Below are 24,766 nucleotides of genomic sequence, written 5' to 3' on the forward strand. Positions count from 1 at the left end.
GCAAAGCACGTGATGCCGGAACTAAGACTTTCCCCGCCGTCCGGAGGGCCGCCTGATGTCCAGCAAGAAGATCGGGGACGTGATCCTCGACGTCCAGAACATCTCCCTGGCATTCGGCGGCGTCAAGGCGCTGACCGACATCAGCTTCAATGTGCGCGAGCATGAGATCCGCGCCATCATCGGCCCCAACGGCGCGGGCAAGAGTTCGATGCTGAACTGCATCAACGGCGTCTACCAGCCGCAGCAGGGCTCGATCACCTTCCGCGGCCAGCATTTCAAGCACATGAATTCGCGCCAGGTGGCCGAGATGGGCGTGGCTCGCACCTTCCAGAACCTGGCCCTGTTCAAGGGCATGAGCGTGCTGGACAACATCATGACCGGCCGCAACCTGCGCATGAAGAGCAATATCTTCCTGCAGGCACTGCGCTGGGGACCGGCCGAGCGCGAGGAGATCGCGCAGCGCGAGCAGGTCGAGCGCATCATCGACTTCCTCGAGATCCAGGCCTATCGCAAGACGCCGGTCGGCCGCCTGCCCTACGGCCTGCAAAAGCGCGTCGATCTGGGCCGCGCGCTGGCGATGGAGCCGCAGGTGCTCTTGCTGGACGAGCCGATGGCGGGCATGAACGTCGAGGAGAAGCAGGACATGTGCCGCTTCATCCTGGACGTCAACGACGAGTTCGGCACCACCATCGTGCTGATCGAGCATGACATGGGTGTGGTGATGGACATCAGCGACCGCGTGGTCGTGCTGGACTACGGCAAGAAGATCGGCGATGGCGCGCCCGATGAGGTGCGCCGCAACGATGACGTGATCCGTGCCTACCTGGGCACTTCACATTGATGAACCACCCCCTACGCGCTTCGCGCGCCCCCTCAAGGGGGCAACACCGGCGGCCCGGCAAGGCCGGATCTGCGGTGTTCGCTCGGGAATGCAAGGGCCTTCGTGCCAAGGGATGAGCTGATATGGGATTCTTCTTCGAGACCTTGATCGGCGGCCTGATGGCCGGCATGCTGTATTCGCTGATCGCCCTGGGCTTTGTGCTGATCTATAAGGCGTCGGGCGTGTTCAATTTCGCCCAGGGGGCGATGGTGCTGTTCGCGGCGCTGGCGATGGCGCGCTTCGCCGAATGGATACCGCAGTGGACCGGCGTGCAGAGCCAGTTGCTGGCCAATCTGCTGGCCTTCGTGCTGGCTTGTGGCGTGATGGTGGTGGTGGCCTGGGCGATCGAGAAGCTGGCGCTCTCGCGGCTGGTGAACCAGGAGGGCATCACCCTGCTGATGGCGACCCTCGGGATCACCTACTTCCTCGACGGCCTGGGCCAGACCCTGTTCGGCAACGACATCTACAAGATCGATGTGGGCATGCCCAAGGACCCGGTGATCGTGGCCGACTCGCTGTTCCAGGGCGGCATCCTGGTCGGCAAGGAGGACCTCTATGCGGCCCTGATCGCCGCGGCCCTGGTGATCCTGCTGGCCCTGTTCTTCCAGAAGACCGGCACCGGCCGCGCGCTGCGCGCGGTGGCCGACGACCACCAGGCCGCCCAGTCGATCGGCATTCCGCTGTCCACCATCTGGATCATCGTCTGGAGCGTGGCCGGCTTCGTCGCGCTGGTGGCCGGCATCATCTGGGGCTCCAAGCTGGGCGTGCAGTTCTCGCTCTCGCTGGTGGCGCTGAAGGCGCTGCCGGTGGTGATCCTGGGCGGCCTGACCTCGGTGCCAGGCGCCATCATCGGCGGGCTGATCATCGGCGTCGGCGAGAAGCTGTCGGAGATCTACATCGGCCCGATGCTCGGCGGCGGCATCGAGATCTGGTTCGCCTATGTATTGGCGCTGGTCTTCCTGCTCTTCCGGCCGCAAGGGTTGTTCGGCGAAAAAATCATTGACCGCGTATGACGAGGGCAATGATTTTTCGGCGCAGGCTAACTTCGCACAGCGAAGTTAAGCGAACGTAGTGAGCGGCCGAAGCCAAAAGATCATCGGAGACATGCATGCTCTATAGAGAAAACGGCCAGTTCAAGGCCAGCTACCGCGCCGATCAGCAGATCTTCCCGATCCGCCAGGACCGCATCGCCGTCGTCGCGCTGCTGCTGATCGCCTTCGTCGTGGTGCCGCTGTCGGCGCCGGAATACCTGTTCCGCGCGATCCTGATCCCCTTCCTGATCCTGTCGCTGGCGGCGCTGGGGCTGAACATCCTGGTCGGCTATTGCGGCCAGATCTCGCTGGGCACCGGCGCCTTCATGGCGGTGGGCGCCTATGCGGCCTACAACTTCCAGGTCCGCATCGACGGCATGCCGCTGATCCTCTCGCTGCTGCTGGGCGGGGCCTGCTCCACCGTGGTGGGCGTGCTGTTCGGCATCCCCTCGCTGCGCATCAAGGGCCTGTACCTGGCGGTGGCGACGCTGGCCGCGCAGTTCTTCGTCGACTGGGCGGCGCTGCGGCTGAAATGGGTCACCAACGGCTCGGACTCCGGCTCGGTCAGCGTGGCCGGCCTGAATGTCTTCGGCATCCCGCTGCAGAGCCCGGCGTCCAAGTACCTGTTCTGCCTGGCCATCGTGGCGCTGTTCGCGCTGCTGGCCAAGAACCTGGTGCGCAGCGCGATCGGCCGCGAGTGGATGGCGATGCGCGACATGGATGTGGCCGCCGCGGTGATCGGCATCCGTCCCGTGTACGCCAAGCTGACGGCCTTCGCGGTCAGCGCCTTCATCGTCGGCGTGGCCGGCGCGCTGTGGGGCTTCGTCCATCTGGGGGCCTGGGAGCCGGCCGCCTTCAATATCGACCGCTCGTTCCAGCTGCTCTTCATGGTCATCATCGGCGGGCTGGGCTCGATCCTCGGCGCCTTCCTGGGCGCGGGCTTCATCGTGCTGCTGCCCATCTTCTTGGACCAGATCCCGCAGTGGTTCGGCATCCCGATCTCGACCGCCACCGCCTCGCACCTGACCAGCATGATCTTCGGCGCGCTGATCGTGTTCTTCCTGATCGTCGAACCCCATGGCCTGGCAAGGCTCTGGGCCACGGCCAAGGAGAAGCTGCGCCTCTGGCCTTTCCCGCATTGATCCCTGGAGTTCCCATCCCCAAGAGAAACGCACCACGAGTGCCCATAAGGAGACAAGCATGAAGACAAGCATCAAATCCATCGCGCTGGCGCTGGCGGCCTGCGCCTCGGCCCTGAGCGGCTCGGCCGTGCAGGCGCAGTCCAAGGAGCAGTTCTTCCCTTTGCTGGTCTACCGCACCGGCCCCTATGCGCCCAACGGCACGCCCTGGGCCAACGGCAAGCAGGACTACATCAAGCTGATCAATACGCGCGACGGCGGCATCAACGGCGTCAAGCTGACCTTCGAGGAATGCGAGACCGGCTACGCCACCGACAAGGGCGTCGAATGCTACGAGCGCCTGAAGGGCAAGGGCGCCTCGCTGTTCGATCCGCAGGCCACCGGCATCACCTTCGCGCTGACCGACAAGGTGCCCAATGACAAGATCCCGCTGATCACGCTGGGCTACGGCCTGTCGTCCTCGCAGGACGGCAATGTCTTCAAGTGGAACTTCCCGCTGATGGGCAGCTACTGGACCGCGGCCGACATGCTGATCCAGCATATCGCCAAGAAGGAGGGCGGCTTCGACAAGCTCAAGGGCAAGAAGATCGCCCTGGTCTACCACGACTCGCCCTTCGGCAAGGAACCGATCCCGCTCTTGGACGAGCGCCAGAAGATGCACGGCTTCGACCTGGTCAAGATCCCGGTGACGGCGCCCGGCGTCGAGCAGAAGTCGGCCTGGCTGCAGGTGCGCCAGCAGCGTCCCGACTATGTGCTGCTGTGGGGCTGGGGCGTGATGAACAGCACCGCGCTGAAGGAGGCCCAGGCCACCGGCTATCCGCGCGAGAAGATGTATGGCGTCTGGTGGGCCGGCGCCGAGCCGGACGTGAAGGACGTGGGCGAGGGCGCCAAGGGCTACAACGCGCTGGCGCTGAACACCTCGGGCCAGACGCCCAAGGTGATCCAGGACATCCTGAAGAACGTGCACGACAAGGGCCAGGGCACGGGGCCGAAGGAGGAGGTCGGCTCGGTGCTCTACACCCGCGGCCTGATCATCCAGATGCTGGGCGTCGAGGCGGTGCGCCGCGCGCAGGAGCGCTTCGGCAAGGGCAAGGTGATGAGCGGCGAGCAGGTGCGCTGGGGCCTGGAGAACCTGGCGCTGGACCAGAAGAAGCTCGACGCGCTGGGCTTCTCCGGCGTGCTGCGCCCGCTCTCCACCTCCTGCCAGGACCATATGGGCTCGACCTGGGCGCGCGTGCACACCTGGGACGGCGCCAAGTGGAACTTCAGCTCCGACTGGCTGCAGGCCGACGAGCAGATCATCAAGCCGATGGTCAAGGCCGGCGCGGACAAGTACGCGGGCGAGAAGAAGCTGACCCGCCGTTCGCCGGAGGATTGCCAAAGCTGATCGCCTGATCGGCTGGAGGGCTCCCGGGCGGGAGCCCTCATCGAAGCGCCGCGTGCGGTGTTTCGATGAGTCACGAGGACCCCTTATGAGCAGCAATGTGCTTCTGAACGTCAACGGCATCGAAGTGATCTACAACCATGTGATCCTGGTGCTGAAGGGCGTGTCCCTGCAGGTCAAGGAGGGCGGCATCGTCGCGCTGCTGGGCGGCAACGGCGCCGGCAAGACCACGACCCTGCGCGCGGTCTCCAACCTGCTGGCCGGCGAGCGCGGCGAGGTCACCAAGGGCAGCATCGAACTGCGCGGCGAGCGCATCGAGAAGCTCAGCACCTCGGACATGGTGAACCGCGGCGTGATCCAGGTGATGGAGGGGCGGCACTGCTTCGCCCATCTCAGCATCGAGGAGAACCTGATGACCGGGGCCTACACCCGCAAGGACGGCAAGGCGGCCGTCAATGCGACCCTGGAGAAGGTCTACAACTACTTCCCGCGCCTGAAGACGCGCCGCGCCAGCCAGGCCGCCTACACCTCGGGCGGCGAGCAGCAGATGTGCGCGATCGGCCGCGCGTTGATGGCCAATCCGAAGATGGTGCTGCTGGACGAGCCCTCGATGGGCCTGGCGCCGCAGATCGTCGAGGAGGTGTTCGAGATCGTCAAGGATCTGAATGCGAAGGAGGGCACCACCTTCCTGCTGGCCGAGCAGAACACCAGCATGGCGCTGCGCTACGCGGACTACGGCTACATCCTGGAGAACGGCCGTGTGGTGATGGATGGCGAGGCCCGGGCGCTGCGCGAGAACGAGGACGTCAAGGAGTTCTACCTCGGCGTGGGCGGCGGCGACCGCAAGAGCTTCAAGGATGTGAAGAGCTACAAGCGGCGCAAGCGCTGGTTGGCCTAGGCCCACCCCCTACGCGCTGCGCGCCCCCTCAAGGGGGCGCAGCCGGCGGCCCGGCAGAGCCGGATCTGCGGCCGTCGCTGGATAAGGATGCGAGACATGAGTGACGACGACCAGGACTTCTTCGCCCCGCCGGCCTTCAAGCCGGATGTGGCGCTGATCCAGCTGAAACGCTTTCTGCGCGATCAGCGCCAACTGGCCGAGCGTGGCAATGCCTTCACGCTCAAGGGGCTGGACGTGCTGGAGCTGAGCATCGACGCGGCGACGCTGACGGCCAAGCTGGCGAAGCGGCCGCTGCAGCGCCCCGAATGGGACAGCAAGGTCTGCAGGAGCAGCGCCGACATGCGCGCGCTGCAGGATGAGATCAAGAGGCGCGTGACGCGCTGGACGGACGAGGACAGATGAGCGCCTTCTACGACGAACTGGAAACCCGCGACCCGGCCGAGCGCGAGCGCGGGCAGATGCTGGCCCTGGGCGGCCAGGTGGCGCATGCGCGCGCGCACGCGCCGGCCTTCGCCGAACTGCTGGCCGGGGTGGAGCCCGCGGCGGTGATCAGCCGCGCCGCGCTGGCGCGCCTACCGGTGACGCGCAAGCACGAGCTGGCGGCGCGCCAGCGGGAACGCCGCGCGGAAAGTCCGTTCGGCGGCTTCTCGGCCATCGGCTGGGGCAGCGCCCGGCGCGTGTTCCAGTCGCCCGGCACGATCTACGAGCCCGAGGGCGGGCGCCGGGATTACTGGCGCGTGGCACGCGCCCTGTTCGCCGCCGGCCTGCGCGCCGGCGATCTGGCGCACAACAGCTTCAGCTACCACCTGACGCCGGCCGGCTCGATGATGGAGACCGGCGCCCATGCACTGGGCTGCACCGTGTTTCCCGGGGGCGTGGGCAATACCGAGCTGCAGCTGCAGGCGATGGCCGAGCTGAAGCCCCAGGCCTATGTGGGCACGCCCAGCTTCCTGAAGATCCTGCTGGACAAGGCGGCGGAACTTGGTCAGCCGCTGTCGATCGCCAAGGCCCTGGTCAGCGGCGAGGCCTTCCCGCCCGCGCTGCGCGACTGGTTCGCGGCGCGCGGCGTGGCGGCCTACCAATGCTATGCCACGGCCGATATCGGCCTGATCGCCTACGAGACCGCGGCGCGCGAGGGCCTGGTGCTGGACGAGGGCGTGATCGTCGAGATCGTGCGCCCCGGCACCGGCGACCCTGTGCCGGACGGCGAGGTCGGCGAACTGGTCGTCACCACCCTGAATCCCGACTACCCGCTGATCCGCTTCGGCACCGGTGATCTGTCGGCCGTGCTGCCCGGCCGCTGCCCCACCGGCCGCAGCAACACCCGCATCAAGGGCTGGATGGGCCGGGCCGATCAGAGCGCCAAGGTGCGCGGCATGTTCGTCCACGCCTCCCAGGTGGCCGAGATCGCGCGGCGCTTCCCGCTCGTGGGCCGGGCGCGCCTGGTGGTGGAGGGCGAGATGGCCAACGACCGCATGACCCTGAAGCTGGAGCTGGCCGGTGCCGCGCCCGAGGGCCTGGCCGAGCAGGTGGCCGGCGCGATCCGCGACGTCACCAAGCTGCGCGGCTCGGTGCAGCTGCTGGCCGCGGGCAGCCTGCCCAATGACGGACGGGTGATCGAGGACGCGCGGAAATACGACTGAGGAACGGGCTGGCGCCCGGCGCTGCTCAGCGCGAGGTTGCTGCGAGCTGCTCTTGTGCCGGCGCCGGCAGGTCGCGCAGCGCGGCGGCGGCCATGCGGCCGCCGGCCTCGGTATCGCGCAGCACCAGGTGCTGCGGCACCGGCAGGCGCCGGGCGGGCGCGGCGACCACGCTGCGGCCGCTCATCTGCCACTCGCTCAGGCCGCCGACCAGCCAATCGACCCGACCGCTGGACAGCCGGCCCAGCAGTGCATGCAGGGCCTGGGCGCGGGCATCGCCGGGTTCGCCATAGATCAGCACGTCGCGCGACAGGTCGATGCCGGCCGCCGAGACGGCCTGGGCCAGCACGGCCACGTCGCCGGTCGCCCCCAGATCGCTGGCCGGCAGGCGCACCGCGCCGGGCAGCAGGGTCGCAGCGTCGGCGCGCATATCCCAGGCCTGCGCCCCCTCGTGCAGGCGCTCGGCCGCGGCCGCGGCCGAGAGCGCGTCGGCTCGCGCGCCGCCGGTCAGCAGCAGGCCGGCCAAGACCGCGGTCCAGCCGGCGGCTCGGGCAAGGTGGGAAGGGCGAAGCGAACGCGTCATGGTGCCCACATGGTGGCAGTGCATGCTTATGCCGTCCAATACAGACTCGCAAGATCCATATTCGATTCCGATCTATGGCGCGCGATCGGGGCCTGCTGGACATCCTCAACGGCCTTACGTAGTTCCCGCTACGGGATGCGCACAGGCCTCCCCTAGCATTCGGGCTTCGACCCCACCCCACAAAACTGAGGATGACGATGAAAAAGCTGATGCTTGCCGTGGCGGCCGCGCTGGCTGCCGGCGCTGTTTGGGCCTACCCCGATAAACCCGTCACGATCGTCGTGCCCTTCTCGGCCGGCGGCCCGACCGACAAGGTGGCCCGCGATCTGGCCGAGGCGCTGCGCAAGCCCCTGGGCGCCACCATCGTGATCGAGAACGTCGGCGGCGCCGGCGGCACGCTGGGCGCCACCAAGGTGGCCAAGGCCGCGCCGGACGGCTACACCCTGCTGCTGCATCACATCGGCATGGCCACCTCGCCGGCCCTGTACCGCAATCTGCAGTACAAGACCCTGGACGACTTCGAGTACCTGGGCCTGATCAATGAAGTGCCGATGACCCTGATCGGCAAGCCCGGCCTGCCGGCCAACAACTACGCCGAACTGGCCAAGTGGCTGGAAGCCAACAAGGGCAAGATCAATCTGGCCAATGCCGGCCTGGGTGCCGCCTCGCATCTATGCGGCCTGCTGTTCCAGAGCGCCGTCAAGATCGACATGACGACCGTGCCCTACAAGGGGACGGGTCCGGCCATGACCGATCTGCTGGGCGGCCAGGTCGACATCATGTGCGACCAGACCACCAATACCTCCAGCCAGATCGAATCGGGCAAGGTCAAGGCCTTCGCGGTGACCACCACCAAGCGCCTCTCCACGCCCGCGCTGGCCAAGCTGCCCACGCTGGACGAGGCCGGCGTCAAGGGCTTCAACGTGAGCATCTGGCACGGCATGTACGCGCCCAAGGGCACGCCCAAGCCGGTGCTGGACAAGGTCAACGCCGCGCTGAAGACCGCGCTGAAGGACGCCGAGTTCATCAAGCGCGAGGAGGCCCTGGGTGCCGTGGTCGTGACCGACAACCGCGTCAACGGCCCGGAGCACAAGAAGTGGGTCGAGGCCGAGATCAACAAATGGGGCCCGGTCATCAAGGCCGCCGGCCAGTATGCCGACTGAGGACCGAGAGCCCTCCTTGCGGACGGCCTGCAAGGCCGACCGATAAGCCGCCGGGCGCACGCCGCCCGAGCCCCGCAGCCCGCCTCCGGCGGGCTTTTTCCTTGGCTCTTTGCCCTTAGCATGGGGCCGATGAGCGGAGCGTCTCCCCCCGATGCACCCTGGGCCGGCCGCCTGCTGCTGGCGCGCGGCCTGCGCGGCTTCGGCGACGGCTTCGTCGCGGTGCTGCTGCCGGCCTATCTGCAGGCGCAGGGCCTGACGCTGCTGCAGGTCGGGTTGATCGCCACCCTGACCCTGGCCGGCTCGGCGCTCGCGACCCTGGCATTGGGCGCCCTCGGCCATCGCTGGCCGGCGCGCCGCCTGCTGCTGGCGGCGGCGGCGCTGATGGCGGCCACCGGCCTGGGTTTTGCCGGGCTCTCGGGCTTCTGGCCGCTGGCCGTGATCGCCTTCGTCGGCACCCTGAACCCGAGCTCGGGCGATGTCAGCGTGTTCCTGCCGATCGAGCATGCGCGCATCGCGGTAGCGGCCGAGGGCGACATCGCGCGCACCCGGCTGTTCGCCCGCTACTCGCTGATCGGTTCGCTCAGCGCCGCCTGCGGCGCACTGGCCTCGGGCGCGCCGCTGCGGCTGCAGGAGCAGGCGGGCTGGCCGCTGCCGGCGGCGCTGCGCGCGATGTTCGTCGTCTATGCGGCGATCGGCGTGGCCGTCTGGCTGCTCTATGTCGGCCTGCCGCGCCAGCCGGCGCGGTCCGAGCCGGAACCGGCGCCGCTCGGCGCGTCGCGCCCGGCGGTACTGACGCTGGCCGCGCTGTTCAGCATCGATGCCTTCGCCGGCGGGCTGATCGTCGGCGCGCTGATGTCGGCCTGGCTGCAGCAGCGCTTCGGCCTGTCGCTGGCGGCGGCGGGTGCCTTCTTCTTCTGGGCCGGCCTGCTGAGCACCCTGTCGCAATGGCTGGCGCCCAAGCTGGCCGCGCGCATCGGTCTGGTCAACACGATGGTCTGGACCCATATCCCGGCCAACCTGCTGCTGATGGCCGCGGCGCTGGCGCCGAACTGGCCCGCGGCCGCCGCGCTGCTGCTGGGGCGGGCCCTGCTGCAGCAGATGGATGTGCCGGCGCGCTCGGCCTTCGTGATGGCGCTGGTGACACCGGGCGAGCGCGCCGCCGCGGCCAGTTTCACGGCGGTGCCGCGCAGCCTGGCGGCGTCCTTGAGCCCCAGCCTCGCCGCCGCGCTGCTGGCCGCCGGCTGGCCGGCCACGCCGCTGCTGCTGTGCGGCGCGCTGAAGATCGGCTATGACCTGACGCTGTGGCGGCGCTTCCGCCGCAGCCTGTCCTGAGGCCGAACCCAACGCCGAGCGCCTCCCTGGCGCGCGCGCAGCGCCTAGGGGCTGGGTTTTTCAGCCCTCGGCCCGGCAGACCACGGCCAGCTTGTTGCCGTCCAGGTCGCGGAAGTAGCAGGCATAGAAGTTCGGCGCATAGTCGCGCAGGCCCGGCGCCCCCTCGCTCGCGCCGCCGGCCGCCAGCGCCGCGGCATGCACCGCGTCCACCTGGGCCCGGCTGGCGGCGTCCAGCGCCACCATCACGCCGTTGCCCACGCAGGCCGGCCGGCCGTCATGGGGTTGGCAGAGCCACAGCCGAGGCTGGCCCGCCGGACCGAAGCTGGCGAAGTTCTCGTCCGCGTAGCCCGCCACCACGCCCAGCGGCGCCAGCGCCGCGGTATAGAAACGGCCGGCGGCGGCCAGATCGCGGCTGCCCAGGGTCACATAGCTGATCATCGGGGGGGGCTCCTTTTGGGCTTACTGGATGCGGATCGGGATGGTGACCGGCCCATTGTTCAGCAGATGCACCTGCATGTCGGCGCCGAAGCGGCCCGCCTGCACCTCGGGGTGCAGCGCGCGGGCGCGTTCGAGCAGGTGGTCGTAGAGCCGCCGCCCCAGTTCGGCCGGCGCCGCGCCGCTGAAGCTGGGGCGGTTGCCGCCGCCGACGTCGGCGGCCAGCGTGAACTGCGAGACGATCAGCAGGCCACCGCCGATGTCCTGCACGCTCTGGTTCATCTTGCCCTCGGTGTCACCGAAGACGCGCAGCTTCAGCACCTTGGCCAGCAGCTTGTCCGCCTGGGCCTCGCTGTCGCCGGGTTCGGCGCAGACCAGCATCAACAGGCCCGGCCCGATCGCGCCCACCACCTGCGCGTCCACCTCGACGCGCGCCTCGCTCACCCGTTGCAGTATCGCGATCACAGCTGAGAGTCCTCCACTTCGTTGAAATGCGCTTCCATGTCCAGCGGCAGCAGCTGGATGCTGGCGCGCAGCCCCGGCACCGCGCTCATCAGCGCCTGCTCCACCGCGCCGCGCAGCGCCGCCGCGCGGCCCAGGCTCCAGCCGGCCGGCATGTGCATATGCAGGTCGACGAAGCGGCGCCGGCCGGAGTTGCGGCTGGCCACATGATCGAAGCGTATCGTGTTCGGCTGGGCGAAGCCGTCCAGCACGGTCTGGATGCGGGCCAGCGTGTCGGCGTCCAGGGCCTCGTCCATCAGCCCCTGGGAGGAGCGCCAGACCAGGTGGCTGCCCTCGCGCAGGATGTTCAGCGCCACCAGCAGCGCCAGCAGCGGGTCCAGCCACAGCCAGCCGGTGGCCCAGACGCCCAGCAGGCCCAGCATCACGCCGACCGAGGTCCAGACATCGGTGAACAGGTGGCGCGCATCGGCCTCCAGCGCCATCGAGCGGTGCCGGCGCGCATTGCGCAGCATGGCCCAGGCCAGGCTGCCGTTCATCAGCGTGCTGAGCAGGGTCAGCGCCAGGCCCAGGTCCAGCCCCTGCAGCGGCTGCGGCGCGAGGAAGCGCTGCACGGCCGCCCAGGCGATGCCCAGCGCGGCGGCGATGATCAGCACGCCCTCGAAACCGCTGGAGAAATATTCGGCCTTGTGGTGGCCATAGGGGTGGTCCTGGTCGGGCGGGCGCGCCGCGATCGTCACCATCGCCAGCGCGAACAGCGCGCCGGCCAGATTGACGAAGGACTCCAGCGCATCGGCGGCCAGGCTGACCGAGCCGGTCCACCACCAGGCCCCGGTCTTCATCGCGATGGTGGCCAGGGCCACGGCCACCGACAGCTTCAGATAGGCGCTCACTTGCATGCGCGGATTGTCGGCCCCCGACCCCTACAATCATTTGCAGCTTCCCAACATCCTCCTCCATCCACGCCATGAAGACCGAGCCCGCCGCCCACACCACCGACGTTGCGCACATCGCTCCGCGCGAGAAGGCCGAGATCCTGTCGCAGGCCCTGCCCTATATCCGCAAGTTCCACGGCAAGACCATCGTCATCAAGTACGGCGGCAATGCGATGACCGATCCGGCCCTGCAGCAGGACTTCGCCGAGGACGTGGTGCTGTTGAAGCTGGTGGGCCTGAACCCGGTGGTGGTGCATGGCGGCGGCCCGCAGATCGAAGACGCGCTGAACAAGCTGGGCAAGAAGGGCCATTTCATCCAGGGCATGCGGGTCACCGACGAGGAGACCATGAGCGTCGTGGAATGGGTGCTGGCCGGCGAGGTGCAGCAGGACATCGTGGGCCTGATCAATGTGGCCGGCGGCAAGGCGGTGGGCCTGACCGGCCGCGACGGCGGCATGATCCGCGCCAAGAAGCTGAAGATGGTGGACAAGGACGATCCGGCCAAGGAACATGATGTGGGCCAGGTCGGCGACATCGTCGCGATCGACCCCAGCGTCGTGAAGGCGCTGCAGGACGACCAGTTCATCCCGGTGGTCAGCCCGATCGGCTTCGGCGAGGACAACGAGAGCTACAACATCAATGCCGACGTGGTGGCCGGCAAGCTGGCCGAGGTGCTGAAGGCCGAGAAGCTGGTGCTGCTGACCAACACGCCCGGCGTGCTGGACAAGCAGGGCCAGCTGCTGACCGACCTGTCGGCCCGCGAGATCGATGCGCTCTTCGCCGACGGCACGCTGTCGGGCGGCATGCTGCCCAAGATCGCCTCGGCACTGGACGCCGCGCGCAACGGCGTCAAGGCGGTGCACATCATCGACGGCCGGGTGCCGCACGCGATGCTGCTGGAGATTCTTTCGGACCAGGCCTACGGGACGATGATCCGCTCGCATTGAAGGCCCACCCCCTACGGCCCGCGGCCGCCCCTCAAGGGGTGCAGGACCGGCGGAGCCGGATCCTCGGGTGCCGCTCGGGAAGTCTGTGCGGAGGCCGCGTGACGTGAAAGCATCCTCGCGCACCATCTGGCTCTTCGACCTGGACAACACGGTCCACAACGCCTCGCACCATGTGTTCGGGGCGCTGAACGTGGCGATGACGGACTACATCGTCCGCCATCTGGGCGTGGAACGCGCCGAGGCGAACCGGCTGCGCGGTCTGTACTGGGCGCGCTATGGCGCCACCCTGCTGGGCCTGGTGCGCCATCATGGCGTGCGGGTCGAGCATTTCCTGGCCGAGACCCATGCGCTGCCGGGCCTGGAAGCCCTGGTGCACAGCCATGCGCATGATCTGGCGGCGCTCAAGCGCCTGCCGGGCCGCAAGATCCTGCTGACCAATGCACCGGCCGCCTACGCCCGGCGGGTGCTGGGCGCGCTGGGCCTCTCCCGGCGGTTCGAGCGGGTGATCGGCTTCGAGGCCATGCGCATGTTCGGCCAGCACCGGCCGAAACCCGACACGCGCATGCTGCGCTGGGTGGCGGCGCGCCACCGCCTGCCGCTGCAGCGCTGCGTGCTGGTGGAAGACACCCTGGTGCATCAGAAGGCGGCGCGCTCGGTGGGCATGGGCACGGTCTGGATGCAGCGCTGGGTGGGCCGGCATGGCCCCGAGGCAGGCACCCGGCTGAAACGCCGGCCGGCCTATGTGGACCGGCGAGTCGCCAGCCTGGGCCAGTTGCTGCGACGCTGAGGCCGCGCCTGCCCGAGCCCGCCGGGTCCGGCAATCCCAAGAATGGCGTCGTGCCAGGGCGGCATATCCTCTGCCTCGGGGGGAGCGGCCGCTTGTCGCTCACAAAGGGGGCAAGCAGAATCGGTGCGTCCATCGCCCGTCACAGGTTTGCCACCGATATGCCCGATTTCTCCGTGCTGATCGTCGAGGATCAGGCCAGATTCCGCGATGCTTTCCAGCTCGCGCTGGCCAGCGTTCCCGATATCGAACTGCTGGGCATCGCACCCGACCTGCCGCAGGGCCGCAAGCTGTTCGACCAGACCCAGCCCGATGTGCTGCTGGTCGACCTGGACCTGCCCGGCGGCAGCGGCATCGAGCTGATACGCCATGCGGCCCAGACCCGGCCGTCCTGCGACGTGATGGTGATCTCGGTCTTCGGCGACGAGCAGCATGTGCTGTCCAGCATCGAGGCCGGCGCCACCGGCTATCTGCTGAAGGACTCGCTGGCCCTCGATCTGGCCGGCCAGCTGCGCACCCTGCGCTCGGGCGGCAGCCCGATCAGCCCGGTGATCGCGCGGCGCCTGCTGCTGCGGCTGGCGCCCGGCGCGGGCGGCGTGCAGCAGACGCCGCCGCTGGAGGACGAATCGGCGGTGGCTTTGTCCGAGCAGGAGTCGCGTGTGCTGCACCTGGCGGCCAAGGGTTTCACCTTCGACGAGATCGCGCAGTTCATGCAGGTCTCGCCACATACCGTGATGACCTATGTGAAGCGCACCTACCGCAAGCTGCAGGTGCGCTCCAAGGTCGAAGCCATCTACGAGGCACGCAGGCTGGGCTGGTTGCGTGATTAGGCAAGAGCGGTAACGGGCTGTGCCAGAATGGCCCGCACAGCCTCGCTTCCAATCCCACCCGATGCACGCCGCCTCCCCCGCAGATACACCGGACGTTGCCCCCAGCGAGGCTCCGCGCAAGCGCCCGCGACCGGGCGAACGCCGCGTGCAGATCCTGCAGACCCTGGCGGGCATGCTGGAGCAGCCCGGCTCCGAGCGCATCACCACCGCGGCCCTGGCCGCCAAGCTGGAAGTGAGCGAGGCGGCGCTGTACCGTCACTTCGCCAGCAAGGCGCAGATGTTCGAGGGACTGATCGAGTTCATCGAGAGCAGCATCTTCACCCTGGTCAACCAGATTGCCGAGCGCGAGGGGTCGGGTCTTGCCCAGGCGCAGAAGATCGTCTCGGTGCTCCTGCAGTTCGGCGAACGCAATCCCGGCATGACCCGCGTGATGGTGGGCGACGCCCTGGTCTACGAGAACGAGCGCCTGGTGGCGCGCATGAATCAGTTCTTCGACCGCATCGAGGGCGCGCTGCGCCAGGCCCTGCGCCAGGCCGCGGAGGCCGCCGGTTCGTCCACGCCGACGGTGGAGGCCAATGCCCAGGCTTCGGTGCTGATCAGCTTCGTGATCGGCCGGCTGCAGCGCTATGCGCGCTCGGGCTTCAAGCGCCTGCCCAGCGAACAGCTGGAGGCAGCGCTGCGCATGCTGGCCGGCTGAGGCCGCTGGGCGCCGGTTCAGTCGGCGCCCAGCAGTTGCAAGCTCAGCGGCAGCGCTTCCTCGTAGCGCTGGTCGGGGCTCAGCGGCGCGGCCGAGTCTTGCGCGGGCAGGGCCCGCAGCCAGGGGGCCAGGGCCTCGGCGAGCCGGCTCAAGGGCAGCAGCTGCGGCGGGCCCGCGGCGTCGCTGGCGAGCGCGATGCCGATCCAGCGGCCGGCCATGTCGAACACCGGTCCGCCCTGCACGCCCTTTGGCAGGCCGATGCCCAGCGCCTGCCGGCCGCGAGCGTCCATCCGGCCCAGGAAGCCGCTGTGCATCGCCGGCCAAGCCGGACGGCCCGCCGGGTCGGACGGATGGGCGATCACGCTGGCGGGGCTGCCGGCGAAGGCATCGCGCGGCGCGCGGCGCGGCTGTGCCGGAGCCGCCGCCAGGGGCTGCTCGAGCCGCAGCAGGGCCAGGCCTGCGGCGTCCAGGGCCTGCTCCAGTTGGGCCGGGCTGGCGGCCCCCAGGCCGTTGCGCACCCACAGGCGCGCGGTGGCGCGGGCCGCCGGCAGCGGCACCAGGGCCAGCCGGCCGGCGTCGAGCAGCAGGCCGCTGGACAGGGCGCGAGCATGGGCCGGCGGTGCCGCGCCATGGGGCAGCGGGCCGGGGCGTACCGCTGCCGGTGCGAGCTCGGTCTCGGCCGGTGCCTCGGCCTGCAACCTGGTCAATTGGGCGCGCAGCGCCGCCAGCAGCGGATCGGTGGGCCGGCGCTGCAGTCCCTCATCAAGCAGGGCCGCGGCCGGCCCCGCCTGTTCGCCGAGCGCCAGCAGCCAGGCATACAGTGCCAGCGCGCGCGGCTCCTGCTGGTGGGCGCTGGCGGTGTGCGATGCAAAGGCGAGCGCGCGCCGGTAGTCGCCGCGCTGCAGTTGGGCCTGCACCAGCAGCATCTCGGTGTCCGCGGCATGGCCGAGCGCCGCCGCGGCCTCCAGCTGCTGCTGCGCCGCGTCGGTGTCGCCGGCGCGCAGCCGCTGCTCGGCGCTGCGCAGCAGATCCTGGCGCTGCGCCTCCTGCTCGGGCGTCGCGACGGCGGCCGCGCGCCGCTGCAACAGCAGCTTCAGGTCGCGCGGCGGCTCGGCCGACGGCGGGACCGGCCGGGCCTGGAGGGCGCCGCCCAGGCCCGACAGCAGGGCTGCTGCTGCTAGGGCGCGCCGTGTCGCTGCGCGCATCAGGGCAGCCGGGTGATGCGTGGCTTCGCCAGCAGCGGGCTGGCCGGGTCGTAAGCCATGGCCGGCGCCTTGTAGCCGCCCAGGTAGGCGACCAGCGCGTCGATGTCCTGGGCCCCGCCGAGCGGATTGGCGCCGCCCAGCAGCACGCTGAAGCCGTCGCCGCCGGTGGCCATGAAGTTGTTGACCGTCACGCGGTAGGTCTTGGCGGGGTTCTGCACCACACCGCCGATCACCAGCTGCTCGGTCGGGCCGCTGACCGCTGGCGGCACGCTGCCGAGATCGGTGGGGGTGAAGGCGACGTTGACGATCTTGCCGCAGGCCGGCGCCGAGGGGCTCCAGGAGTAGCTGAAGCCATTGGAGACCTGCATGATGCGCTGCGCGGTCTGGCCCATGCAGCCCGGGAACTGCTGCTCCAGCAGGTCCTTGATCTGCTGCGCGCTCAGCGTCAGCGTGACCAGGCTGTTGCCGAAGGGCTGGACCGTGAAGGCATCGCCATAGGTCAGCGCATAGGGATAGCCGGCCGCGGCCGGCTTGACGAAGCCGGGGTTGCGCACGCCGCCGGCATTCATGAAGGCGATCACCGCGCCGCCCAGGCCGGGGGGCTGGGTGGCCTGCAGCTGGGCATCGGCGATCAGGTCGCCGGCGGCCATCTCGCCGGCCGCGTTGGCCGCGTTGCTGGCGTCGGCCGTCAGGGTTGCGATCACCTGGCCGGCCAGCGGGGCCACCGCGGCCTTGTAGGCGGCGACGATGTTTTTGACCTCGGGGTTGGCGTTGATCCAATCGGTTGCGGCCGTCTGGCCGCGGTCGACCAGGCGGTTGGTCGGGCTGACCTCGACGATGTCGCGGCTGGCCGGGTCGATCTTCAGATCGATCTCGGTCAGCACCCGGCCGAAGGCGCTGGAGCTGGTGACCGGCACCAGGCGGCCGGCCTTGTTGGGCAGGCCGGTCGGGCGCAGCGTGTTGCCGTTGTCGTTGGTGTTCTTCGAGCAGTTGTAGGCGGCATGGGTATGGCCGCTGACCACCAGGTCCACCGCGTTGTCCAGGCGCGCGACGATGCCGGCGATGTCGCTGGCGGCGCCGCCGGTGGTGCGCAGATCGTTCAGGCAGCCGTTGATGTCCTGGTTGTTGGTGCCGCCCGGCGCGGCCGGGTTCTGGAAGCCGCCCTGGTGAACCAGCACGACGATGGCCTCGATGCCCTGGGCGCGCAGCCGCGGCACCAGGGCGTTGACCGTGTCGGCCTCGTCCTGGAAGCTCAGGCCGGCCACGCCGGTCGGGGTGACGATGCCGGGCGTGCCCTTCAGCGTCATGCCGATGAAGGCCAGCTTTACGCCGCCGAAGCTCTTGACGCCATAGGCCGGCAGCAGCGGCCGGCTGGTGGCGGTCTCGATCACATTGGCGGACAGCCACTTGAATCGAGCGCCGTCAAAGGTGCCGGGCGCCGAGGAGCCGAAGCCCTTGCAGCTGTTCGGCACGGGCGCGCCGCCCAGCAGCTTGCAGCCGCCGGACTGCAGGCGGCGCAGCTCATCCTTGCCCTTGTCGAACTCGTGGTTGCCCACGGACGAGAAATCCAGGCCGATCTTGTTGAGCGTTTCGACGGCCGGCTCGTCGAAGAACAGCGAGGAGACCAGGGGTGTGGCGCCGATCAGGTCGCCGCCGCCGACCACGACGGTGTTCGGATTGGCGGTGCGCATCTGCGCGATATAGGCCGCCAGGTACTCGGCGCCGCCGACCGCGGGACGCTGGGCCGCGGGCACCGCGGTGTTCTGGCCGAAGGTGCCGGGCGACTCGAGCGTGCCGTGGTAGTCGTTGAAGCCGACGATCTTGACGCTGATCGGGGCCGGCGCGGCCGCCCAGGCCGGCGCGCCGAGGCCGCAGGCGAGGGCCAGGACGAGAGGACGAAGAAGAACTGGCATCGGGTGCTCCTGTGAGGCTGTGAGGCGGGGGCGGGGGCGGATCAGCGCGGTTCGGCGCGCGGGCCGCGGCGGCGCTGCAACCCGGCCAGCAGCGCCAGGCCCGCCAGCAGCGTGGCGGCGCCAGCGGGTTCGGGCACCGCCGAGACCTGCAGGCGCAGGCCGCCGAAGCTGCTGTTCAGCGCCTGGCCGTCCAGCGTGGTGGAGGCGATCAACTCGCCGCTGATCAGGTGGCTGCCGGCGCCCAGCACGAAGGTGGCGCGGCTGAAGGCGGCGTCGGCCAGGGCCGCATCGAAGCTGAACTGGATCGCGCCGGTGGCATCGCCGTTCAGGGCGGTGCCGCTCTGGCCGATCAGCGCGCCGAAGTCGCGCAGCGCGTAGCGGTCGCCGGAGAAGCCGGCATCCACCACGGTCAGCAGGCCCTGGTGGCCGGCCGGGATCTCGAAGCCGAAGGTCAGGGGGCTGCCGTCCACCTCCTGCCAGCCGAACTCGTAGGGCGGCAGGTTGGCGTCGACCGTGAACTCGGCCCAGCTGCCATCGGCGGCGAGCACTTGGGTGGCGGCTTGGGCAGGGCTCAGCAGGGCGCTGAGGCCCAGCAGGGCGGCAAGAAGGTGAGGGCGCATGGTGGATTTCCTGATGGCGATGGGCGATTGGCGACCGGAACTGCGTCATGGAAGATGCCTCGGGGCGATGACCGTGCTGTGAAGCGCTTGGCCGGTATCCAGGGGGTCAAACGGACTATGGCGGCGGCCCCGCTACACTGGGCCGCCACGGAGATGACGACGACCATGGCAGAACCCATTCCCGCCCTGATGGAGCGCGCCGAGGCCCTGATGGGCCGGCTCGAGGCCTTGCTCTGCCCGACCCTGGCCGCGCCGGACTGGCTGGCCTCCAATGCCTTTCGTGCGCGCCGGCGTGCCGGCCGCCTGTTGCTGGAACCGGTGCGCCATGTGGCGACCATCCGCCTGGCCGACCTGAAGGAGGTTGAAGCGCAGAAGGAAAAGCTGCTGCGCAACACCGAGCAGTTCGTCGCCGGCCGCCCGGCCAACAATGTGCTGCTGACCGGGGCGCGCGGCACGGGCAAGAGTTCGCTGATCAAGGCGGTGCTCAACGAGTTCGCCGCGCGCGGTCTGCGCCTGATCGAGGTGGACAAGAGCGATCTGGTCGACCTGCCGGATCTGGTGGACCTGGTGGCCGGCCGGCCCGAGCGCTTCATCATCTTCTGCGACGACCTCAGCTTCGACGAGGGCGAGCTGGGCTACAAGGCGCTGAAGTCCATGCTCGACGGCTCGGTGGCGGCGTCCAGCGACAACGTGCTGATCTACGCCACCAGCAACCGCCGCCACCTGCTGCCCGAGCAGATGAAGGACAACCTGGCCGTCAAGTACGACGAGAACGGCGAACTGCATCCCGGCGAGGCGATCGAGGAGAAGATCTCGCTGTCGGAGCGCTTCGGCCTCTGGGTCAGCTTCTATCCCTTCGGCCAGCAGGAATACCTGGAGATCTGCGCGCAATGGCTGCGCTTCTATGGCCTCGCCGAGGAGCGCATCGCCGCGGCGCGCCAGCCGGCCCTGGTCTGGGCGCTGGAGCGCGGCTCGCGCTCGGGCCGGGTGGCTTTCCAGTTCGCGCGCGACCTGGCCGGGCGCGGTCAGGCCGAGGCGCTGCCGGCGAACACCATCCATGGCGACGCGCCGGAGGGCCTGGACAATGTCTGAGGCGCAAGCGGAGCGGGTGCCCGTCGACGTGGCCGTCGGCGTGCTGGTCGAGCGCGACGGCGCGGGCAGGGAGGGGCGCTTCCTGCTGACCTCGCGGCCCGAGGGCAAGGTCTATGCCGGCTACTGGGAGTTTCCGGGCGGCAAGCTGGAGGCCGGCGAGTCGGTCGAGCAGGCCCTGAAGCGCGAGCTGCACGAGGAGCTGGGCATCACGATTGCTGCGGCCCACCCCTGGAAGATCGAGATGATGGACTATCCCCACGCCCGGGTGCGCCTGCATTTCTGCAAGGTGTTCGAGTGGAGCGGCGAATTCGAGATGCGCGAGCAGCAGAGCATGGCCTGGGAAAGCCTGCCGGTGCAGCAGCGGCCGGTGCTGCCCGGCACCATCCCGGTGCTGCAATGGTTCGCGGCCGAGAGGGCCCACGAAGGCCCTACCCACGTCGGCTGAGTACACTGGCGGCATGGAATGGCTGGATCAGATCAAGTGGGACCGCGACGGCCTGGTGCCGGTGATCGCGCAGGAGCGCGACACGGGCGATGTGCTGATGTTCGCGTGGATGAACCGCGAGGCCCTGGCGCGCACCGCCGAACTGGGCCAGGCGGTCTACTGGAGCCGCTCGCGCGCCAGGCTTTGGCACAAGGGCGAGGAATCCGGCCATCTGCAGATCGTCCATGAACTGCGCATGGACTGCGACAACGACGTGCTGCTGCTGAAGATCACCCAGCTCGGCCATGAACCCGGTAAACCCGGAATAGCCTGCCACACCGGCCGCCACAGCTGCTTCTTCCAGCGCTACGAGAACGGCGTCTGGCACGCGGTCGAGCCGGTGCTGAAGAATCCCGAGAGCATCTACAAATGAGCGACAGCAACGATGTGCTGGCCCGCGTGGCCGCCGTGATCGAGTCGCGCAAGCCCGCGGCGGGCGGCGATGCCCAGGCCAGCTATGTGGCCAAGCTCTTCGGCAAGGGCACCGACGCCATCCTGAAGAAGGTGGGCGAGGAGGCCACCGAGCTGGTGATGGCCGCCAAGGACGGCGACGTGCAGAAGATCGTCTACGAGACCGCCGACCTGTGGTTCCATTCGATGATCGCGCTGGCCCAGTTCGGGCTCGGGCCGGCCGATGTGATCGCCGAGCTGGCGCGGCGCGAGGGCCTGTCCGGTCTGCAGGAGTTCGCCCAACGTCCCGAGAATCGCGGAGGCTGATGCCATGAACGAGACCGCGGTGGAAACAGGGGTGCTGGACCCGGCGCGCGCGGCCGGCCTGCGCTCGATCGGCCTGGTCAGCTATGTGCTGCACGCCATCGTGGCCGTCGGCGCGCTGCTGCCCGGCGTGCAGGCCAGCGTGCTGCTGCTGATCGTGGCCGTCGTCATCGACCTGGTGAAGCGCGACGAGGCCGCCGGTACCTGGCAGGCCAGCCATTTTTCCTGGCGGCTGCGCAGCGTGGCCTGGGCGGGGCTGGCCTATGTGCTGACCTTTCCGCTGTTCTTCCTGTTCTTCGTGCCGGGCTGGATCGCCTGGTGCCTGATCTCGATCTGGTTCCTCTACCGCATCGTGCGCGGCTGGACCACGATGAACGCCAACCAAGCCATGCCCATCTGACATGTCGCAACACGACCCCAACTGCGTTTTCTGCAAGATCATCGCCGGCCAGATTCCCTCGAAGAAGGTCTACGAGGACGAGGAACTGCTGGTCTTCCACGACATCCATCCCTGGGCGCCGGTGCATATCCTGCTGATTCCCAAGCTGCACATTCCCAGCATGGTCGAGGTCCGGCCCGAGCATGCGGCCCTGCTGGGCAAGATGAGCGTGCTGGCACCGCGGCTGATGCGGGAGTTGGGTGTGACCAACGGTTTCCGCACCCTGATCAACACCGGCCCGGATGGCGGGCAGGAGGTCTACCACCTGCACATGCATGCGATAGGCGGCCCGCGCCCTTGGCTCAAGGGCTGAGTCCGGGGTGACCCCAGGCAGAGAATTGTCATGCATGCCCCCTAGAATGGGGGCTTCGTTTCCAGGAGAAAACTATGGGTTCGTTCAGCATTTGGCACTGGCTTATCGTGCTGGTGGTGGTGGTGCTGATCTTCGGTACCAAGAAGCTCAAGAACGTCGGCTCCGATCTGGGTTCGGCGGTCAAGGGTTTCAAGGACGGCATGAAGGACGGCGGCAGCAGCGATGCGCCCGTCGCGCCGACGCAGCAGGTCACCAGCAACAAGACCGCCGACAGCAATACCGTCGACGTCGAGGCCAAGACGAAGTCCTGAGAGAAGCCACGGCTGCCTGAATGATTGATTTCGGCTTCGACAAGCTGGCCCTGATCGGCGCCGTGGCGCTGATCGTGATCGGCCCCGAGCGCCTGCCGCGCGTGGCCCGCACCGTGGGCCATCTGCTGGGCAAGGCGCAGCGCTATGTGGCCGATGTCAAGGCCGAGGTGAACCGCTCCATCGAGCTCGAGGAGCTCAAGAAGATGAAGACCCATGTCGAGGACTCGGTTCGCGACATGGAACAGACGGTGCACAAGGAATTCAGCGAGGCCGGTCAGGCCTTCGAACAGAACTGGAACGAGGCCACGGCCGGCCTGGATGGCCGTGGCAGCAGTGACGGCTACGACAGCACGCCGCTGGCCCTACCGCCGGGCTACCAAGCTCCCAAAAAGAACTGGCGTCTCAAGCGCGGCGCGACCCCGCAGTGGTACAAGCAGCGCGAGGGCGTGCGTCGCCATGTGCAGTCCGGTGCCGCGCGGGTGGCGCGCTTTCGCCCGCCCCGCCGACCCGCCCCATGAGCGACTCCCCCAAGCCCGACGACGAACTCGCCGGCACCGAGCAGCCCTTCGTCTCGCACCTGATCGAGTTGCGCGACCGCCTGATCCGGGCGGCGATCGCGATCGCGGTGTGCTTCGGTGTGCTGGCCCTCTATCCCGGCCCGGCCCATCTCTACGACATGCTGGCGGCACCCCTGGTCGCGCACCTGCCCAAGGGCTCGACCCTGATCGCCACCAATGTGATCTCGCCCTTCCTGGTGCCGCTGAAGATCACGCTGCTGGCCGCCTTCATGGCGGCGCTGCCGGTGGTGCTCTACCAGGTCTGGGCCTTCGTGGCGCCGGGCCTGTACTCGCACGAGAAGAAGCTGGTGCTGCCGCTGGTGGTCTCCAGCACCCTGCTGTTCTTCGTCGGCGTGGCCTTCTGCTACTTTTTCGTGTTCGGCCAGGTGTTCAAGTTCATCCAGAGCTTTGCGCCCAAGAGCATCACCGCCGCGCCCGACATCGAGGCCTATCTGAGTTTCGTGATGAGCATGTTCATCGCCTTCGGCGCGGCCTTCGAGGTGCCGGTGGTGGTGGTGGTGCTGGCGCGCATGGGCCTGGTCAGCATCGAGAAGCTGCGCGAGTTCCGCGGCTACTTCATCGTGCTGGCCTTCATCATCGCCGCCGTGATCACGCCGCCCGACGTGGTGTCGCAGCTGGCGCTGGCGATCCCGATGTGCCTGCTCTACGAGGCCGGCATCTGGGCCGCCGGCCTGTTCATCCGCTACTCCAAGGCGCCGGACGCCGACGAGACTCCGTCCACCCCCGTCTGATCGAACCGCGTTGACCAGCGCCTCGGTTTACTCCTGCGCCGGCTGGAGTGGCCGCTGGCCGATCAGCAGCTGGAAGTCGAGCGCCTGCTTGCCGCGCTGCACCTTGATCTCGGCGTTCGACTGCGGCTTCAGGGCCGCGACCGCCGCCAGCAGGTCGGACGGCGACTGCACGGTCGTCCCGCCCACGCGGGTCACCACGTCGCCGGGCTTGATGCCGGCCTTGGCCGCCGGCGCATCGACCACCACACCGCTGATCAGCACGCCCTCGCTGACGCCGAGCTTGAAGGCATCGACGAACTCGGGCGTCAGCTCGCGCGTCTGCACGCCGATCCAGCCGCGTGCCACCCGGCCCTCGGCCACCAGGGCCTGCATCACCTGGCGCGCGGTGCCGACCGGGATCGCAAAGCCGATCCCCAGGCTGCCGCCGCTGCGCGAGAAGATCGCGGTGTTGATGCCCACCAGCCGGCCCTGATCGTCCACCAGGGCGCCGCCCGAGTTGCCGGGGTTGATCGCGGCGTCGGTCTGGATGAAGTTCTCGAAGGTGTTGATGCCGAGCTGGTTGCGGCCCAGCGCACTGACGATGCCGGAGGTGACGGTCTGGCCGACGTTGAAGGGATTGCCGATGGCCAGCACCGCATCGCCCACCTGCAGGGCCTCGGCGTCGCCCAGCGCGATCGCCGGCAGCTGCTTGAGCTCGATCTTCAGCACCGCCACATCGGTTTCGGGATCGGTGCCCACCAGCTGCGCCTTGGCTTGGCGGCCGTCGGCCAGCCGCACCTCGATCTCGGCCGCGCCGGCCACCACATGGCTGTTGGTCAGCAGATAGCCGTCGGTGGAGACGATCACGCCCGAGCCCAGGCCGAACTGCGGACCGTCGTCGCCGTCCTCGCGCTGGCGCAGGCCGCGGTGGAAGCGCAGCCAGGGGTCGTCCCCGCGCGCGCTGCGCGGCGGCGCCTTGCTGGCCGTGATGCTGACCACCGCCGGCGCGGCGCGGCGCGCGGCCAGGCGGTAGCCGCCGGGGGCCGCGCCGCCCGCGGGAGCGTCCAGCAGGGCGGGCTGCGGGCCGCTGGCCGCCGGCGCCCGCGCTGCCAGCACCAGGGGCGGCAGCAGGGCGGAGCGCTCGCGCGGCAGCCATTCGGGCTTGAGCGTGGCCACGACGAACAGCAGGGCCAGGCCCACCGTCACCGCCTGGGAGAAAATCAGCCAAATCCTGCGCACCACCACTCCTC

The 24,766-nt window shown here is 69.0% G+C and carries 30 protein-coding genes; 22 read left to right on the plus strand and 8 right to left on the minus strand.

The genetic code is table 11. From position 1 onward, the window contains the following. Positions 1-55 precede the first annotated feature (55 nt). From AC07OQ_RS09495 to AC07OQ_RS09525, 7 genes are all read left to right on the plus strand, one after another. Positions 56-841 (plus strand): ABC transporter ATP-binding protein, encoded by a 786-nt coding sequence (locus tag AC07OQ_RS09495; protein ID WP_495052872.1) that lies wholly within the window; start codon positions 56-58, stop codon positions 839-841. 122 nt (positions 842-963) lie between these two features. Further along, the gene (locus AC07OQ_RS09500; protein ID WP_495052873.1) at positions 964-1,893 is read left to right on the plus strand and encodes a branched-chain amino acid ABC transporter permease; all 930 of its coding nucleotides are present in this window, start codon (positions 964-966) and stop codon (positions 1,891-1,893) included. A 95-nt stretch (positions 1,894-1,988) separates the two neighbouring features. Further along, the gene (locus tag AC07OQ_RS09505) at positions 1,989-3,053 is read left to right on the plus strand and encodes a branched-chain amino acid ABC transporter permease (RefSeq protein ID WP_495052874.1); all 1,065 of its coding nucleotides are present in this window, start codon (positions 1,989-1,991) and stop codon (positions 3,051-3,053) included. Between the two features lie 58 nt (positions 3,054-3,111). Then, the gene (locus AC07OQ_RS09510; protein ID WP_495052875.1) at positions 3,112-4,437 is read left to right on the plus strand and encodes an ABC transporter substrate-binding protein; all 1,326 of its coding nucleotides are present in this window, start codon (positions 3,112-3,114) and stop codon (positions 4,435-4,437) included. Between the two features lie 85 nt (positions 4,438-4,522). Further along, on the plus strand, positions 4,523-5,332 hold the full coding sequence (locus AC07OQ_RS09515) for an ABC transporter ATP-binding protein (RefSeq protein WP_495052876.1): 810 nt from the start codon (positions 4,523-4,525) through the stop codon (positions 5,330-5,332). A gap of 96 nt (positions 5,333-5,428) precedes the next feature. Next, positions 5,429-5,734: a hypothetical protein gene (locus AC07OQ_RS09520; protein WP_495052877.1), complete on the plus strand. Its 306-nt coding sequence runs from the start codon at positions 5,429-5,431 to the stop codon at positions 5,732-5,734. Continuing rightward, positions 5,731-6,975, plus strand: coding sequence for a phenylacetate--CoA ligase family protein (locus AC07OQ_RS09525; protein ID WP_495052878.1), 1,245 nt, complete (start codon positions 5,731-5,733; stop codon positions 6,973-6,975). The genes AC07OQ_RS09520 and AC07OQ_RS09525 overlap by 4 nt, the downstream gene beginning before the upstream one ends. A 25-nt stretch (positions 6,976-7,000) precedes the next feature. Here the strand turns inward: AC07OQ_RS09525 and AC07OQ_RS09530 are convergent, their stop codons facing one another. Beyond that, positions 7,001-7,555, minus strand: coding sequence for a rhodanese-like domain-containing protein (locus tag AC07OQ_RS09530; protein WP_495052879.1), 555 nt, complete (start codon positions 7,553-7,555; stop codon positions 7,001-7,003). A gap of 197 nt (positions 7,556-7,752) precedes the next feature. On the opposite strand from AC07OQ_RS09530, the gene AC07OQ_RS09535 reads away from it, so the two are divergent. Together AC07OQ_RS09535 and AC07OQ_RS09540 are read left to right on the plus strand one after the other, a co-directional pair. Next, positions 7,753-8,718 (plus strand): tripartite tricarboxylate transporter substrate-binding protein, encoded by a 966-nt coding sequence (locus AC07OQ_RS09535; RefSeq protein WP_495052970.1) that lies wholly within the window; start codon positions 7,753-7,755, stop codon positions 8,716-8,718. A gap of 129 nt (positions 8,719-8,847) precedes the next feature. Further along, positions 8,848-10,050: an MFS transporter gene (locus tag AC07OQ_RS09540; protein WP_495052880.1), complete on the plus strand. Its 1,203-nt coding sequence runs from the start codon at positions 8,848-8,850 to the stop codon at positions 10,048-10,050. Between the two features lie 60 nt (positions 10,051-10,110). On the opposite strand, the gene AC07OQ_RS09545 is transcribed toward AC07OQ_RS09540, so the two are convergent. Genes AC07OQ_RS09545 through AC07OQ_RS09555 form a run of 3 tightly spaced genes read right to left on the minus strand, consistent with a single transcriptional unit; the run spans position 10,111 to position 11,843 of the window. Next, a complete protein-coding gene (locus tag AC07OQ_RS09545; protein WP_495052881.1) occupies positions 10,111-10,488 on the minus strand; it encodes a VOC family protein in 378 nt (125 codons plus the stop codon). Between the two features lie 21 nt (positions 10,489-10,509). Next, positions 10,510-10,950 carry a D-aminoacyl-tRNA deacylase gene (gene dtd, locus AC07OQ_RS09550; RefSeq protein ID WP_495052882.1) on the minus strand — a complete coding sequence of 147 codons (441 nt, stop codon included), beginning with the start codon at positions 10,948-10,950 and terminating at the stop codon, positions 10,510-10,512. After that, entirely contained in the window at positions 10,947-11,843 is an 897-nt protein-coding gene (locus AC07OQ_RS09555) for a cation diffusion facilitator family transporter (protein ID WP_495052883.1), read from the minus strand. The genes dtd and AC07OQ_RS09555 overlap by 4 nt, the downstream gene beginning before the upstream one ends. Positions 11,844-11,911: 68 nt before the next feature. Here AC07OQ_RS09555 and argB point away from each other — a divergent pair, with 68 nt between their 5' ends. The 4 genes from argB to slmA all read left to right on the plus strand — a co-directional run bounded on the left by argB (position 11,912) and on the right by slmA (position 15,137). Further along, on the plus strand, positions 11,912-12,826 hold the full coding sequence (gene argB / locus AC07OQ_RS09560) for an acetylglutamate kinase (protein ID WP_495052884.1): 915 nt from the start codon (positions 11,912-11,914) through the stop codon (positions 12,824-12,826). Positions 12,827-12,929: 103 nt separating this feature from the next. Then, entirely contained in the window at positions 12,930-13,613 is a 684-nt protein-coding gene (locus tag AC07OQ_RS09565) for an HAD-IA family hydrolase (protein ID WP_495052885.1), read from the plus strand. Between the two features lie 158 nt (positions 13,614-13,771). Next, positions 13,772-14,440: a response regulator gene (locus AC07OQ_RS09570; RefSeq protein ID WP_495052886.1), complete on the plus strand. Its 669-nt coding sequence runs from the start codon at positions 13,772-13,774 to the stop codon at positions 14,438-14,440. A gap of 61 nt (positions 14,441-14,501) precedes the next feature. Next, positions 14,502-15,137 (plus strand): nucleoid occlusion factor SlmA, encoded by a 636-nt coding sequence (gene slmA / locus AC07OQ_RS09575; protein WP_495052887.1) that lies wholly within the window; start codon positions 14,502-14,504, stop codon positions 15,135-15,137. 17 nt (positions 15,138-15,154) lie between these two features. Here the strand turns inward: slmA and AC07OQ_RS09580 are convergent, their stop codons facing one another. The 3 genes from AC07OQ_RS09580 to AC07OQ_RS09590 are packed head-to-tail and all read right to left on the minus strand — an operon-like array spanning position 15,155 to position 18,875. Then, positions 15,155-16,342 (minus strand): hypothetical protein, encoded by a 1,188-nt coding sequence (locus AC07OQ_RS09580; protein WP_495052888.1) that lies wholly within the window; start codon positions 16,340-16,342, stop codon positions 15,155-15,157. After that, on the minus strand, positions 16,342-18,255 hold the full coding sequence (locus AC07OQ_RS09585; RefSeq protein WP_495052889.1) for a bifunctional metallophosphatase/5'-nucleotidase: 1,914 nt from the start codon (positions 18,253-18,255) through the stop codon (positions 16,342-16,344). Before AC07OQ_RS09585 ends, AC07OQ_RS09580 begins: the two co-directional genes overlap by 1 nt. 41 nt (positions 18,256-18,296) lie before the next feature. Then, complete coding sequence (locus AC07OQ_RS09590) at positions 18,297-18,875, minus strand: hypothetical protein (RefSeq protein WP_495052890.1); 579 nt, start codon at positions 18,873-18,875, stop codon at positions 18,297-18,299. A gap of 165 nt (positions 18,876-19,040) precedes the next feature. Here AC07OQ_RS09590 and AC07OQ_RS09595 point away from each other — a divergent pair, with 165 nt between their 5' ends. The 9 genes from AC07OQ_RS09595 to tatC all read left to right on the plus strand — a co-directional run bounded on the left by AC07OQ_RS09595 (position 19,041) and on the right by tatC (position 23,537). Next, entirely contained in the window at positions 19,041-19,967 is a 927-nt protein-coding gene (locus AC07OQ_RS09595) for an ATP-binding protein (RefSeq protein ID WP_495052891.1), read from the plus strand. Beyond that, complete coding sequence (locus tag AC07OQ_RS09600; RefSeq protein WP_495052892.1) at positions 19,960-20,412, plus strand: NUDIX domain-containing protein; 453 nt, start codon at positions 19,960-19,962, stop codon at positions 20,410-20,412. Before AC07OQ_RS09595 ends, AC07OQ_RS09600 begins: the two co-directional genes overlap by 8 nt. A gap of 13 nt (positions 20,413-20,425) precedes the next feature. Continuing rightward, entirely contained in the window at positions 20,426-20,824 is a 399-nt protein-coding gene (hisI, locus tag AC07OQ_RS09605) for a phosphoribosyl-AMP cyclohydrolase (protein ID WP_495052893.1), read from the plus strand. Then, positions 20,821-21,168, plus strand: coding sequence for a phosphoribosyl-ATP diphosphatase (locus AC07OQ_RS09610; RefSeq protein WP_495052894.1), 348 nt, complete (start codon positions 20,821-20,823; stop codon positions 21,166-21,168). The genes hisI and AC07OQ_RS09610 overlap by 4 nt, the downstream gene beginning before the upstream one ends. Positions 21,169-21,172: 4 nt before the next feature. Beyond that, the gene (locus AC07OQ_RS09615; RefSeq protein WP_495052895.1) at positions 21,173-21,565 is read left to right on the plus strand and encodes a DUF4870 family protein; all 393 of its coding nucleotides are present in this window, start codon (positions 21,173-21,175) and stop codon (positions 21,563-21,565) included. 1 nt (position 21,566) lies between these two features. After that, on the plus strand, positions 21,567-21,917 hold the full coding sequence (locus AC07OQ_RS09620; RefSeq protein WP_495052896.1) for a histidine triad nucleotide-binding protein: 351 nt from the start codon (positions 21,567-21,569) through the stop codon (positions 21,915-21,917). Between the two features lie 74 nt (positions 21,918-21,991). Beyond that, positions 21,992-22,228, plus strand: coding sequence for a Sec-independent protein translocase subunit TatA (tatA, locus tag AC07OQ_RS09625; protein WP_495052897.1), 237 nt, complete (start codon positions 21,992-21,994; stop codon positions 22,226-22,228). Positions 22,229-22,248: 20 nt separating this feature from the next. Further along, positions 22,249-22,746, plus strand: a complete 498-nt coding sequence (gene tatB, locus AC07OQ_RS09630; protein WP_495052898.1) for a Sec-independent protein translocase protein TatB — start codon at positions 22,249-22,251, stop codon at positions 22,744-22,746. Further along, positions 22,743-23,537, plus strand: a complete 795-nt coding sequence (gene tatC, locus AC07OQ_RS09635) for a twin-arginine translocase subunit TatC (protein ID WP_495052899.1) — start codon at positions 22,743-22,745, stop codon at positions 23,535-23,537. The genes tatB and tatC overlap by 4 nt, the downstream gene beginning before the upstream one ends. A 27-nt stretch (positions 23,538-23,564) precedes the next feature. On the opposite strand, the gene AC07OQ_RS09640 is transcribed toward tatC, so the two are convergent. Continuing rightward, positions 23,565-24,755 carry a S1C family serine protease gene (locus AC07OQ_RS09640; protein ID WP_495052900.1) on the minus strand — a complete coding sequence of 397 codons (1,191 nt, stop codon included), beginning with the start codon at positions 24,753-24,755 and terminating at the stop codon, positions 23,565-23,567. Positions 24,756-24,766: the final 11 nt, after the last annotated feature.

The organism is Roseateles sp. GW821-FHT09B06 (genome assembly GCF_059418245.1).

Excerpts from the sequence above, each read along its gene's own strand:
- AC07OQ_RS09495 (WP_495052872.1), top strand. The coding sequence starts at position 56 with ATGTCCAGCAAGAAGATCGGGGACGTGATCCTCGACGTCCAGAACATC.
- AC07OQ_RS09500 (WP_495052873.1), top strand. The coding sequence starts at position 964 with ATGGGATTCTTCTTCGAGACCTTGATCGGCGGCCTGATGGCCGGCATG.
- AC07OQ_RS09505 (WP_495052874.1), top strand. The coding sequence starts at position 1,989 with ATGCTCTATAGAGAAAACGGCCAGTTCAAGGCCAGCTACCGCGCCGAT.
- AC07OQ_RS09510 (WP_495052875.1), top strand. The coding sequence starts at position 3,112 with ATGAAGACAAGCATCAAATCCATCGCGCTGGCGCTGGCGGCCTGCGCC.
- AC07OQ_RS09515 (WP_495052876.1), top strand. The coding sequence starts at position 4,523 with ATGAGCAGCAATGTGCTTCTGAACGTCAACGGCATCGAAGTGATCTAC.
- AC07OQ_RS09520 (WP_495052877.1), top strand. The coding sequence starts at position 5,429 with ATGAGTGACGACGACCAGGACTTCTTCGCCCCGCCGGCCTTCAAGCCG.
- AC07OQ_RS09525 (WP_495052878.1), top strand. The coding sequence starts at position 5,731 with ATGAGCGCCTTCTACGACGAACTGGAAACCCGCGACCCGGCCGAGCGC.
- AC07OQ_RS09530 (WP_495052879.1), bottom strand. The coding sequence starts at position 7,555 with ATGACGCGTTCGCTTCGCCCTTCCCACCTTGCCCGAGCCGCCGGCTGG.
- AC07OQ_RS09535 (WP_495052970.1), top strand. The coding sequence starts at position 7,753 with ATGAAAAAGCTGATGCTTGCCGTGGCGGCCGCGCTGGCTGCCGGCGCT.
- AC07OQ_RS09540 (WP_495052880.1), top strand. The coding sequence starts at position 8,848 with ATGAGCGGAGCGTCTCCCCCCGATGCACCCTGGGCCGGCCGCCTGCTG.
- AC07OQ_RS09545 (WP_495052881.1), bottom strand. The coding sequence starts at position 10,488 with ATGATCAGCTATGTGACCCTGGGCAGCCGCGATCTGGCCGCCGCCGGC.
- AC07OQ_RS09555 (WP_495052883.1), bottom strand. The coding sequence starts at position 11,843 with ATGCAAGTGAGCGCCTATCTGAAGCTGTCGGTGGCCGTGGCCCTGGCC.
- argB (WP_495052884.1), top strand. The coding sequence starts at position 11,912 with ATGAAGACCGAGCCCGCCGCCCACACCACCGACGTTGCGCACATCGCT.
- AC07OQ_RS09570 (WP_495052886.1), top strand. The coding sequence starts at position 13,772 with ATGCCCGATTTCTCCGTGCTGATCGTCGAGGATCAGGCCAGATTCCGC.
- slmA (WP_495052887.1), top strand. The coding sequence starts at position 14,502 with ATGCACGCCGCCTCCCCCGCAGATACACCGGACGTTGCCCCCAGCGAG.
- AC07OQ_RS09580 (WP_495052888.1), bottom strand. The coding sequence starts at position 16,342 with ATGCGCGCAGCGACACGGCGCGCCCTAGCAGCAGCAGCCCTGCTGTCG.
- AC07OQ_RS09585 (WP_495052889.1), bottom strand. The coding sequence starts at position 18,255 with ATGCCAGTTCTTCTTCGTCCTCTCGTCCTGGCCCTCGCCTGCGGCCTC.
- AC07OQ_RS09590 (WP_495052890.1), bottom strand. The coding sequence starts at position 18,875 with ATGCGCCCTCACCTTCTTGCCGCCCTGCTGGGCCTCAGCGCCCTGCTG.
- AC07OQ_RS09595 (WP_495052891.1), top strand. The coding sequence starts at position 19,041 with ATGGCAGAACCCATTCCCGCCCTGATGGAGCGCGCCGAGGCCCTGATG.
- AC07OQ_RS09600 (WP_495052892.1), top strand. The coding sequence starts at position 19,960 with ATGTCTGAGGCGCAAGCGGAGCGGGTGCCCGTCGACGTGGCCGTCGGC.
- hisI (WP_495052893.1), top strand. The coding sequence starts at position 20,426 with ATGGAATGGCTGGATCAGATCAAGTGGGACCGCGACGGCCTGGTGCCG.
- AC07OQ_RS09610 (WP_495052894.1), top strand. The coding sequence starts at position 20,821 with ATGAGCGACAGCAACGATGTGCTGGCCCGCGTGGCCGCCGTGATCGAG.
- AC07OQ_RS09615 (WP_495052895.1), top strand. The coding sequence starts at position 21,173 with ATGAACGAGACCGCGGTGGAAACAGGGGTGCTGGACCCGGCGCGCGCG.
- AC07OQ_RS09620 (WP_495052896.1), top strand. The coding sequence starts at position 21,567 with ATGTCGCAACACGACCCCAACTGCGTTTTCTGCAAGATCATCGCCGGC.
- tatA (WP_495052897.1), top strand. The coding sequence starts at position 21,992 with ATGGGTTCGTTCAGCATTTGGCACTGGCTTATCGTGCTGGTGGTGGTG.
- tatB (WP_495052898.1), top strand. The coding sequence starts at position 22,249 with ATGATTGATTTCGGCTTCGACAAGCTGGCCCTGATCGGCGCCGTGGCG.
- tatC (WP_495052899.1), top strand. The coding sequence starts at position 22,743 with ATGAGCGACTCCCCCAAGCCCGACGACGAACTCGCCGGCACCGAGCAG.